Annotated in this window: 8 protein-coding genes and 1 pseudogene; 5 read left to right on the top strand and 4 right to left on the bottom strand. The window is 74.3% G+C overall.

Annotated elements, in window-relative coordinates:
* Positions 1–274: 274 nt before the first annotated feature.
* The gene (locus PV341_RS39835; protein WP_500323564.1) at positions 275–1,261 is read left to right on the top strand and encodes an ArsR/SmtB family transcription factor; all 987 of its coding nucleotides are present in this window, start codon (positions 275–277) and stop codon (positions 1,259–1,261) included.
* A gap of 32 nt (positions 1,262–1,293) precedes the next feature.
* Here the strand turns inward: PV341_RS39835 and PV341_RS39830 are convergent, their stop codons facing one another.
* Complete coding sequence (locus tag PV341_RS39830; RefSeq protein ID WP_500360345.1) at positions 1,294–3,147, bottom strand: MFS transporter; 1,854 nt, start codon at positions 3,145–3,147, stop codon at positions 1,294–1,296.
* A gap of 180 nt (positions 3,148–3,327) precedes the next feature.
* On the opposite strand from PV341_RS39830, the gene PV341_RS39825 reads away from it, so the two are divergent.
* The gene (locus PV341_RS39825) at positions 3,328–4,983 is read left to right on the top strand and encodes a hypothetical protein (protein WP_500323562.1); all 1,656 of its coding nucleotides are present in this window, start codon (positions 3,328–3,330) and stop codon (positions 4,981–4,983) included.
* Between the two features lie 87 nt (positions 4,984–5,070).
* Here the strand turns inward: PV341_RS39825 and PV341_RS39820 are convergent, their stop codons facing one another.
* Entirely contained in the window at positions 5,071–5,922 is an 852-nt protein-coding gene (locus PV341_RS39820; RefSeq protein WP_500323561.1) for a hypothetical protein, read from the bottom strand.
* A 78-nt stretch (positions 5,923–6,000) separates the two neighbouring features.
* Positions 6,001–6,378, bottom strand: a complete 378-nt coding sequence (locus tag PV341_RS39815; protein WP_500360344.1) for a hypothetical protein — start codon at positions 6,376–6,378, stop codon at positions 6,001–6,003.
* A gap of 235 nt (positions 6,379–6,613) precedes the next feature.
* Between PV341_RS39815 and PV341_RS39810 the strand changes: the two genes are divergently transcribed.
* Both PV341_RS39810 and PV341_RS39805 read left to right on the top strand, forming a co-directional pair.
* Positions 6,614–6,916 (top strand): putative quinol monooxygenase, encoded by a 303-nt coding sequence (locus PV341_RS39810; protein WP_500323559.1) that lies wholly within the window; start codon positions 6,614–6,616, stop codon positions 6,914–6,916.
* A gap of 192 nt (positions 6,917–7,108) precedes the next feature.
* Positions 7,109–7,567 carry a universal stress protein gene (locus tag PV341_RS39805; protein WP_500323557.1) on the top strand — a complete coding sequence of 153 codons (459 nt, stop codon included), beginning with the start codon at positions 7,109–7,111 and terminating at the stop codon, positions 7,565–7,567.
* A gap of 206 nt (positions 7,568–7,773) precedes the next feature.
* Here PV341_RS39805 and PV341_RS39800 read toward each other — a convergent pair whose 3' ends face one another.
* On the bottom strand, positions 7,774–9,372 hold the full coding sequence (locus PV341_RS39800) for a phytoene desaturase family protein (RefSeq protein WP_500360342.1): 1,599 nt from the start codon (positions 9,370–9,372) through the stop codon (positions 7,774–7,776).
* Positions 9,373–9,774: 402 nt separating this feature from the next.
* Here PV341_RS39800 and PV341_RS39795 point away from each other — a divergent pair.
* Positions 9,775–10,630, top strand: a pseudogene (locus tag PV341_RS39795) (serine/threonine-protein kinase); the annotation flags it as partial.
* Positions 10,631–10,685 lie beyond the last annotated feature (55 nt).

Genomic DNA, 10,685 nt, shown 5'->3' with positions numbered 1-10,685 from the left:
GTCCTGTGCCGACGACGTGCAGGTGCCCGCCACCATCAGCAGGCCGGCGGCGGCCAGCGCCACCACCGCCCGTGCTCCGGGCCTCCGCGTCCCCCGTGCCTTTCCGGCCCCGCGCAACACCCGCATCGCACGCACCCCCGCCCTCCGGCGTTCTCTGTGCCCCTGCCGTCCGTCGGCCATCAGACTGCGCCAAGGGGGCTCGCCACGGCGAGACTCCGTGCCACGATTCGAGCACGTTCGAAGGAACCCGGGATGCGGGGCGGCAGGGAGAAGGATGATCGAACTCACCGTGGACGCCGCCGGGTTGGCCCGGTCCCACTTCGCTGTCTCGCCGCTGCACGAGGTCGCGGCGACGCTGCTGCCGTGGGGCCTGCGCCCGGACCCGGAGGCCGATCCGTGGGTGACGCGGGCCCGTCGGGTGCTGCGCCGCGCACGGCTGCCGTTGCTGTCGGAGCTGGCGCTCGACGGGGGCGGCTACCTACCGGACTTCCTCAGCCCGCATCCGTCCGGTCCCTCGCCCACCGTCGAGGAGGAGCTGGAGCGGGTGCGTGCCACGCCGCCCGGGCGCGTGCTGGGCGAGTTGGCGGCGTTGCGGGACGGCCGCCCCTGCAACGGGCTGGCCGGATCGGAGCTGCCGCCCGGGGTGCGGCGCGCGATGGCGCGGGGCGGCGGACACGTCGCCCGGCAGGTCGCGGAGGAACTGCGGCGCTACTGGGAGCTCGCCTTCGCCCCGCACTGGCCCGGTGCGAGGGCCGCGCTCGACGCGGAGGTCGACCGGTGCGCGGGGGTACTGGCCCGGCAGGGCGCCGCGGGGCTGTTCAACTCGCTGCACCCCGCGATCCGGTGGACCGGCGGCACGCTGCGCGTCGAGAGCCGCTTCTCGGTGGGGATCGCCGCTCCCCTGGTGATCGTGGTGCCGTCGCTGGTGGCGGCGGGGCCGAGCGTGGTCGTCGACCCGGTGCGCGGCGGGCGGCGGCCGCCGATGGTGGCCTATCCCGTACGGGACAGGCCGGCCGCGCCGGCGGCCCCTTCCGCCGAGCTGGCCAGGCTGCTCGGGCCCACCCGCGCGGGGCTGCTGGGGGCGCTGGCGCGGCCGGCGTCCACCACGCAGCTCGCGGCGCGTCACTTCCTGAGCGCCGCCACGGTCTCCTACCACCTGGGGGTGCTGCACCAGGCCGGTCTCGTGACCCGTTCCCGGTCGGGGCGGACGGTGCTGTACCGGCGTACGCCCGCCGGGTCGCGGCTGACGGGGCGGGGCTGACCCCCTGAGGCCCGCCCCACCCAGGCCACCGGTCAGGCCGTGACGGTCTCGCCGGGCAGCGCCAGGTCGAGGTCGACCAGGCGCTCGTCTCCCGCGTGCGTGGCCGCCGAGGCGAGGGGGCCGTGCCCCGCCGCGCGCGCGGCGAGCACGTACGGGCCACCGGCCGGGACCGCGAGCGCGTAGCTGCCGTCCTCCGCGGAGAGCGTCGCCCCGGCCTGCCGCCCGCGACGGTCGATCAGGGTGACCTTGGCACGGGCGACCGGAGCGCCCCCACCACCCACGACCCGGCCACGGAAGCCACGCAGGACCTCCTCCGCACGCGCCAGGCCGGCCTCCTCCTCGCTGCCGGCGCGCAGCTGCAGGCCGGTCCGCCGTCCGGGCAGTCCGAGGGCGAGCAGCAGGCCGAGGAGGACGGCGCCCGTGGCGATGAGGAACGAGACGCGGAAGCCGTGCATGGTCGGGATGGCGACGCCGTTGACGTGCTGGGCGGTGTTGGCCAGCACCATGCCGATCACGGCGCTGGACACCGAGGTGCCGACGGACCGCATCAGGGTGTTCAGGCCGTTGGCCGCGCCGGTCTCGGAGGCCGGCACCGCGCCGACGATGAGGGCGGGCAGCGAGGAGTAGGCCAGGCCGATGCCCGCGCCCAGGATCACCGAGGTGAGGACGGTCTGCCAGACGGCGTCCATCAGGCCGAGGCCGCCGCCGTAGCCGGCGCCGATCACCAGCAGGCCCATGATCAGCGTGGTCTTCGGGCCGAAGCGGGCGGACAGGCGGGCGTAGACGGGGGCGGTGAACATCATCGTCAGGCCGAGCGGGGCCACGGCCAGACCCGCGACGACCATGGACTGGCCCAGGCCGTAACCGGTGGCTGCGGGGAGCTGGAGGAGCTGGGGCAGGACGAGCGAGACGACGTAGAAGCTGACCCCGACCATGATCGAGGCGAGGTTGGTGAGCAGCACCTCGCGGCGGGCGGTGGTGCGCAGGTCGACCAGCGGGGCCTTCACCCGCAGTTCCATCACGCCCCACAGCAGCAGGACGACGGCTGCTGCGGCGAACAGCCCGAGGGTGGTGCCGGACGACCAGCCCCAGTCGCTGCCCTTGGTGATCGGCAGCAGGAACAGGACCAGGCCGGTGGACAGGCCGAGCGCGCCGGGCAGGTCGAACGTGCCCTTCGCGCGCGTCGGGGACTCCGGCACGACGGCCAGGGCGAGGACGATGGCGAGGACGCCGAGACCGGCCGCGGCGTAGAAGAGCGCGTGCCAGTTCGTGTGCTGGGCGATCAGCGCCGCGCCGGGCAGCGCCAGGCCGCCGCCGACGCCGATGGAGGAGCTCATGAGGGCCATCGCCGAGCCGAGCCGCTCCCGGGGGAGCATGTCGCGCATGAGCCCGATGCCGAGCGGGATGGCGCCCATGGCGAAGCCCTGGAGCGTACGGCCCACGATCATGGTGAGCAGCTGGCTGGTGACGGCGCTGATCACCGCGCCGACCACCATGACCGCGAGGCTGGTGATCAGCATGCGGCGCTTGCCGTAGAGGTCACCGAGGCGGCCCATGATCGGGGTGGCCACCGCGCCGGAGAGCAGGGTGGAGGTCAGCACCCAGGTCGCGTTGCTCGGCGCCGTGTGCAGCAGCTGCGGCAGGTCCTTGATGACCGGCACGAGCAGGGTCTGCATGACTGCGACAACGATGCCCGCGAAGGCGAGTACCGGGACGACCGCCCCGCTGGCTCTCCGGGCGGGCAGGTCGGTCGTCGTGAGCGTCATGGGGTGAGGCCTCCGGGCAGAGGTAGGACCGTGGTGGTGGTCATGCGTGTCGTGTACGTGAGCTGCAACCCCGTATGCCGAGGCAACTATTCCGTCACCCGGAAACCGTAAAACACGCATTTGCCCGGCTTATTTGGCTTTGGTGCCGACACACACGGATCCCTTTCGGCACGACGGCCCCATCTGTGACCACTCTGTGATCTTCCCGTGCACAACGGTGCGGATGCCCGGGAGGTCTGAAGGGCGTGCGCCCGGAGCGGCGCACCGCTTCAGACCCCGACATCCGACGAGGAAACGTTGATGAGACGTCCCGTCCGCAGATCCGTCTCCCGGGCAGCGATCGGTCTCGTGGCGGCCGCCGCTCTGGCCGCCGGGTTCGGCTCAGCCGCACCCGCGCTCGCCGACGACGGCGCCCCACTGCCGGTCGCGATCACCGGCGCGAGCCACGTGGATCTGTCGCTCCAGGGCGACGACGACGACCCGAGCCAGCCCCAGGTCTCGCTGCGGCTCGCCGCGCCCGGCAGCGACGAGCCGGACGACGACGGGGTGGTCCCCGTCGTCCACCAGGGCCCGTACACGATCAAGATCGACGCCAGCGGCCTCGAGGGCGTCGCCGCCGTGAAGCTGCCCTGCGACGCGACCGGCCTGACCGCCGTCTGCGAGCGCGACGACATCAACGCCGGGGAGGCGTACAACCGCATCGGCGGCATCCGCCTCGACATCGACGCCGACAGCGCGGCCGGGGACTTCGGCACCATCAAGGTGACCGGCGAGGGCGAGGGCGTCGAGTTCACGCCGCTCACCATCGACGTGCTGGTCGGCGGTCCGGAACTGCTGGGCCGCAAGCTCGCCGAGCCGAAGGGCCTCGCCGCCGGCGACACCTACGAGGCGCCGGTCGGGTTCCGCAACGTCGGCGGCATGGCGGCCGACGGCGCCGTGCTCCACTTCCACGGCTCGCGCGGGCTGAGCTTCCCCGACAGCTACGGCAACTGCGCCTACAAGCAGACCACCGAGGGGTCGCTGCTCTACCAGGGCACCGACGCGATCTGCACCTTCGCCGGCACGTACAAGACGGGCACGGCCTACACCCTGTCCGGACCGCTGAAGGTCAAGACGGCCGCGTTCGCCCTCAGGGACGGCTTCAGCTACGGGTTCTCCGCGGTCGGCGCGAAGAAGGCCGAGGCGCTGCTGGAGAACGACGGCTACACGCCGGGTACCGGCGCGCCGCTGACCCTCGAGGAAGTCCCCGGCGCCCCCGCGGGTGACTACACGCGCTACACCGATCTCGACCTGCCCAGCCACAACACCTACGACCTGGTGCTCACCGGTGCCTCCGCCCGGGGCGACGCCGGCGACACGGTGAAGGCGGAGATCGGCTTCCGCAACGACGGTCCGGCCTGGATCAGCGCTCTGCGCAGCGGCGGGGAGCCGATCATCTTCTCCGTCGCCGTGCCCGAGGGCGCGAAGGTGACCAAGAGCCCCAAGGGCTGCAGCTTCACCACCATCGACGAGGGCGTCAAGGGCTACCTGTGCTGGGTCGACACCCCGCTGCTGGAGGACGCGAAGCTGAGCTTCCCGTTCGAGCTGCGCATCGACAAGGTCGTGAAGAACGCCAAGGGCAAGGTCGCCCTGCCGGCGTGGAACAACCCGGTCGAGCCCGAGCAGTCCAACAACACCGCCTGGATCGTCCTGAACGCCACCGGCGACGGCGACGGCTCGCAGGGCTCCTCCGGTGGCCCCTCGGCCACCCCGGAGCCCACCGCCTCCGGCGACGACGAGTCGGGCTCCGCCGGCACGTCCGGCAACGGCGGCTCCTCGTCCTCCGGCGGCGACTCCGGCGGCGGCCTCGCCTTCACCGGCGCCGGCGGCGCGCTGCTCCTCGGCGGCTCCGCGATCCTGGCCCTCGGGCTGGGCGCCGTGATCATCGTCGTCGTACGGCGCAGGAGCGCCGCCTGACGCCGCACCGCCACCACGCGACGGCCGCCACGCCCCTCGGGGCGCGGCGGCCGTCGTCGTACCGGGTGACGGGGGCCAGGCGGAGGTCTACCGCCCGCCGAGCTCCACGGGCCCGCCGGTGAAGGCGTCGAGCAGGATCCGCCCACCGAGCGGCCGGTCAAGGCGGACCGTCACCGGGTCGACGAGCAGTTGCGCGGTGCACGGGCCGTCGTCCGCGCCGCGGACCGTGCCGCGGAGCACCACGCTGTCGCGGGTCTCCAGCACGTCGACGGCCGGACCGTCGTCACAGGCGCCGTGCTCCGCCTGGACGGTGACGCTCCGGCCGTCCTCGGCGACCTTCCGCAGCCCGTGCAGCGGCATCCCGGGATCGGTGGCCTGGGAGAGGGCGGCGATCGGGGCGCCCGGCAGCCGCGCGGGGCTGATCGCGGCACGCACCAGCGGGGTGTCGTAGCCGTCGAGCGTGAAGTGCCAGGCGGGGACGCGGGCCTCGCCGCGGCTGGTGAGCAGGGTCATCTCGCCGAAGGTGGCCTTGGTGACGGTCAGCGGGTCCGCGCGGCCCTCCGGCCCCTCGTCCAGCCCGTCGTAGGCCTCCCGTGCCGTCATCGGCGTGACGGGCGTCGACGTCCCGTCCGCCCAGCGGATGCGGCCCTCGTGCTCGGTGCGGGGCAGCGCCCCACGGTGCTCGAAGTTCCGCGTCAGGTAGGCCTGCTTGTCGGCGTCCGTACGGAAGGCGTTGTCCGGGAGCCGGACCACGTCCTCCAGCGGGTAGAAGCCCTCCCGCCACGATCGTGCGGACTCCGAGCCCTCCCAGGCCTCGGCGACCTCCCGCATGCGCGCGGTGGCCGCACCGTCGTCGTCCGCCGCGGACACCGTCCGCGCTCCGCATCCGGCGGATCCCACGAGCAGACAGACGGCACCCACCAGCACGAGCGGTCTCATGACGCCTCCCCAAGGCAGTGGGCCCCCCTCGGAGCCTGCCGATGTGACGTGCCGCCCCGGCAGCGGGTTCCGCCCGCGTCACCCGCCGGGCGGCGCGGGCGGCGCGGACGGGTTCCTCCGGTTGCCCACCCGGGTGAACAGCCCCGCGCCCGGGGGCAGTCCCAGGAGGATGCCGGCCTGAAGGTCGAAGTCGGCGGCGGGCGGGGACACCAGGAGGTCGACGGTGAAGCCGAGCACTCCCGTCGCCGCCACGACCAGGGCACGGACCGCGGCGGCCACGCCCCGGCGGCGAGGACGCTCCCGCGCGGCGTCGGCGACGGCACCACGACTGATCAGGGCGGTCACGACCGGCGCCGTGCTCGCATCGGGCAGCAGGCCGAACGGCCGGAGCAGCAGGGCGATGTCGCCGCGAGGCACCAGCGCCATCACCATCAGCCACGCGGTGGGTGCGGCCACAGCACGGGGCCGGGGCCGGCCGGGGCCGGCCCCGTCGGGCCGGACGCGTCGGGCCGCTCGGTCGCCCGGGCCGCGAGCCTATCCGGGCTCCCGGCCCGTGGGGCAGGCCCGAGACACACGGAACGACGCCGCGAAATGCCGGGCCGGCTTCGCGGGGGGCGCCGGGCCGGCCGGGTAGCGTCGCCCTCACCAGCGGCCCCGAGGGGCCGTCCCTCCTGCGACCTGGAGCACCGGTATGCCCGCGTACGGATTCTTCGTGGAGTTCGAGGCCCGGCCGGGCCGGGAGGACGAGGTCGTCCGTTTCCTCGTCGACGCCAAGGCGCTGGTCGACGCCGAGCCGGGCACGTTGGCGTGGTTCGCCTTCCGCCCGGCGCCGTCCTCGTTCCGCATCTTCGACGCCTTCGAGACCGAGGAGGACCGCGAGACGCACCTGCGGGGCAAGGTGCGGCAGCGCATCGAGGCGCTCGGTGACGAACTGTTCGCGGTGCCGCCCGTCATCACCCCGGTCGACGTCCTCGCGGCGAAGCTGCCCGGCTGACGGGGCGCAGGGTACGGCAGCCACCGGGCTCAGGGGGCACCCCCCCCCCCCGCCGCGGACGGCCCCCGCAGGTCGGCGCAGACTGTGAACGGAATGTTCACGCCGTACGACACCGCTGGTCAGGGGAACTCCACCACCGCAGGCCTCTACTGAGTCCGCGAACCCCTGCTCAGCCCTGGAAGAAGAGAAAAGATGTCCATGTACCAGCGCATCATGGTTGCCGTCGACTCCAGCCCCTCCCGCCAGTCCGCCCTGCGCACGGCCGGAGACATGGCCCGGCTGAGCGGCGCCGCGGTGCACGTCGTGCACGTGCTCGCCTCGACGGTCGCGTTCGACACCGTCATGACCCTGGAAGGGGACTCCGACGCCGGCGCCGTCGTCGACGAGGCCGTCGCCACGCTCCACGACATGGGTGTGGCGGAGGCCGACGGTGAGCTCGTCCGCGACGTGACCACGCAGGAGATCGCCGGCGCGATCTCCGCCGCGGCGGAGCAGTTCAAGGCTGACCTCCTGGTCGTCAGCCCCCACCACCGCGGCTCGGTCGCGGCGTTCTTCAACCCCCGTGTCAGCGACGCCATCGCCCACACCAGCCGCATCGCGGTGCTGCTCGTCCCCGAGGAGCGGGCCGAGGGCGACGACTCCGCCGCCTGACCGCGCCCGTACGACCCCTCACGGCGTGGGCACGTGCTCCGGGAGCATCCCCGGCGTGTTTGACGGCGTGCCAGAACTCCTCCGGCACCGGATGGTCGAAGAACGCCACGCTCGCGACCGCCGGGTGCCCCAGCGGGAAGCGCACGGCAGCCAGGGGACCACGCGCCCGTCCGGCGCACCATGCCCGCTGCGGCGCGGGCCAGGGGTCAGCGGCGCCCGGGTCGTCGTGCGCCGCGGATGAGCTGCTGCGCGGCGAGGTGGCCCGAGCCCCCGCCGAGGCCGGGGCCGGGGTGGGTGGAGGCGCCGATCTGCCACAGCCCGGGGACGGGTGTGGCGTGCCGGGGCGCGCCGGGCAGCGGTCGCCACAGCAGGCTCTGGTCGAGTTCGGCCGAGCCCCCGTACGGGTCGCCGGCCACCGCGTTGGGGTTGTGCCCGGACAGGTCGGCCGGGGTGACGGCGTCCCAGGCGAGCACCTTGCCGGGCAGGTCGGGGGCGTGGCGGGCCACCCGGGCCAGGACCCGGCCGACGTAGCCCTCGGTCAGTGCCTCCGTCCAGCCGCCGCCGACGTCGAGTTCGCCGGCCGCGTCGCCGACGGGCGCGAAGGGCAGTTCCTGCAGCTGGATCCACAGGGACGCGGCACCTTCCGGCACGCGGGACGGGTCGAGGACGTACTGCTGGCCGACGACCACCGTGGGCCGGCGCGGCAGCAGGCCCGCCTCGGCCTCCGCGCAGGCGATCCCGGTGCTCGCCGATCCGTCGCTCAGGTGGAACAGCGGGATGCCGGCCAGCCGGTCGTCGTTCCAGCCGGGCGGGGCGGAGAGGGCGACGTGGAGCTGCATCGCGGCGCGGCCGTAGCGGTAGTGCCGGGCCTGGTCGCGGACCGCGGCGGGGACCGGGGCGTCCTGCGGCAGCAGTTCCCCGTACAGCGCGGTCGGGGTCACCGAGGCGAGGACGGCACGGCGGGCGTGGATGTGCTCACCGCCGCCGGCCACTCCGGTGACCCTGCCGTCGGTGAGGAGCAGCCGCTCCACCGGGTACCCGGTGCGGACGTCCACGTGGAGTTCCCCGAGGAGCGTCTCGAAGGCCCGGACGAAGTTGCCGGCGCCGCCCGCCACGACGGGCACCCCGTAGCCGTGGAGCGAGGCCGCGAGCACGGGCAGCAGCAGGCCGCCCCCGGCGTGGTCCGGGGACAGCCCCGCGTGCAGCAGCCAGGGCACCCACAGCAGGTCCGCCTCGTCGCCCCGGAACGCGCCGCGGCAGTAGGAGCGTCCGCTGGTGACGGCCGACCGGAGCCAGGCCTCGGTGCCGGTGAACCGTTCGCGGCGCACCAGCTTCGCGATGTGCCGCAGCGTCCGTGGGGAGCGGGGCTCGCCGCTCAGCATGCCGCCGATGGCGTCGGCGTTGTCGAGGAAGCGCCCCAGCATCGCCAGGTAGGCAGCCCTGTCCTCGGCCCGGCCGAACGCCTCCGCCGTGGTGGCCGCGTCGCGGTGCACGAGGAGCACACGGCCGTCGTCGGTGACGGTGCCGGTGACGAAGCCGTCGCCGTTGCGGTACTCCAGGCCGTGGCGGTGCAGGTCCTCGCCGAGGACGGCGTAGGCCCCTCCGGACACGAACAGCGGGTGCCAGGAGGAGTAGGTGTCGTGCAGGTATCCGGGCAGGGTGCGTTCCTCGGTGGCGATGAAGCCGCCCAGCCGGTCGCCCTGTTCCAGCAGGGCCACCGACCAGCCGTCCTTGGCCAGTTCGGTGGCGGCGACCAGGCCGTTCACACCGGAACCGACGACGACGACGTCGACCGTGCGTGCCATCACTGCTCCTCGGGCGCGTCACTCCGGGAGGCCGCTCCACGGGAACCGGCCGGGGCGACGTCCCCATGCGTCCACGGTCCAGCGTGCGCGCGGGGCGGGGCCCCCGCACGTCGGGCGGGCCACGCCCGGCCGCCACCGGTCCGGTCCCGACGCGGGTGGCGGCCCGGGGGGCGCCGCTTCGTGGGGCGCGACCACGTGCTTCGGTCGGCGTGTCGCACCGACGCACCCAGGCCGTCCACGCCCTTGCTGTCGACGGCCGGCGTGCCCGATGCTCATATCCCCAGAGCCACATCGGTCGCCCCCCGTCAGCCGTGGCCCGGTCCCGCGAAGCGCCCCTCCGGTGCGGGCATCGGCGCGACCCCCCACCGCGTGCGGGGCTGGCCGGTCATCAAGGGGGGTTCGATGCGGACTGAGCGGGTGATCCCGGTGTTCCAGCCGTTGGCACCCGGCGATCCGGCCACCGTCGCGGGGTACCGGATCGCCGCCCGCCTCGGTGAGGGGGGCATGGGGACGGTGTACCTGTCGTACACACCCGGCGGGCGCCCGGTCGCCATCAAGGTGATCCGGCCGGACCTGGCCGGGGACCACGAGTTCCGCCGCAGGTTCCGACTGGAGGTTCACGCCGCCCAGCAGGTGCAGGGCCTCTACACCACCCCGGTCATCGACAGCGACACCGATGGGGACCGCCCCTGGCTCGCCACGGCGTACGTGGCCGGGCCCTCCCTGCAGGCGGCCGTCGGCCGGCACGGGCCGTTCCCGGTGCCTGCCGTGGCGCTGACCGTCGCCGGGATCGCCGAGGCCCTGCAGGCCATCCACAGCGTCGGCATCGTGCACCGCGACCTCAAACCGTCCCACGTGCTGCTGGCCGCCGACGGACCGCGGGTCATCGACTTCGGGATCGCCCGGGCCGCCGACGCGACCTCGCTCACCGCAGCGGCGTCATCGTCGGCACCCCCGCCTTCATGACCCCCGAGCAGGCCTCCGGCGCCCCCTGTCTGCCCCCACCGACGTCTTCGCCCTCGGCCAGGTCGCCGTCTACGCCGCCACCGGCCGGCCCGCCTTCGGCGAGGGCACCCCGCACGCCGCGCTCTACCGCATCGTCCACGCGGAGCCCGAGCTGTCCGGCGTACCCGATGAGCTCGCAGAACTGGCCCGGCTGTGCCTGAAGAAGGATCCGGCCGCCCGCCCCACCCCCGCCGAGGTCATCGACATCTGCCGTCGGATCTCACCGCGGACGGAATTGCGCCGCCCCGAGGGCTGACTCCCGCCGGCCGTCACCGCCGACATCGGCCGCCACACCACCATGCCCGCCC

Origin of the sequence: Streptomyces sp. PA03-1a (genome assembly GCF_033792805.1) — a bacterium.
Lineage (GTDB): Bacteria > Actinomycetota > Actinomycetes > Streptomycetales > Streptomycetaceae > Actinacidiphila.
Note: the sequence above shows the minus strand (reverse complement) of the source record. Positions and strands in the feature narration are given on the sequence as shown.

Bases quoted from the DNA above. Each gene is read 5' to 3' on its own strand.
- PV341_RS39835 (WP_500323564.1), top strand. From the start codon at position 275: ATGATCGAACTCACCGTGGACGCCGCCGGGTTGGCCCGGTCCCACTTC.
- PV341_RS39830 (WP_500360345.1), bottom strand. From the start codon at position 3,147: ATGCGTGTTTTACGGTTTCCGGGTGACGGAATAGTTGCCTCGGCATAC.
- PV341_RS39825 (WP_500323562.1), top strand. From the start codon at position 3,328: ATGAGACGTCCCGTCCGCAGATCCGTCTCCCGGGCAGCGATCGGTCTC.
- PV341_RS39820 (WP_500323561.1), bottom strand. From the start codon at position 5,922: ATGAGACCGCTCGTGCTGGTGGGTGCCGTCTGTCTGCTCGTGGGATCC.
- PV341_RS39810 (WP_500323559.1), top strand. From the start codon at position 6,614: ATGCCCGCGTACGGATTCTTCGTGGAGTTCGAGGCCCGGCCGGGCCGG.
- PV341_RS39805 (WP_500323557.1), top strand. From the start codon at position 7,109: ATGTCCATGTACCAGCGCATCATGGTTGCCGTCGACTCCAGCCCCTCC.
- PV341_RS39800 (WP_500360342.1), bottom strand. From the start codon at position 9,372: ATGGCACGCACGGTCGACGTCGTCGTCGTCGGTTCCGGTGTGAACGGC.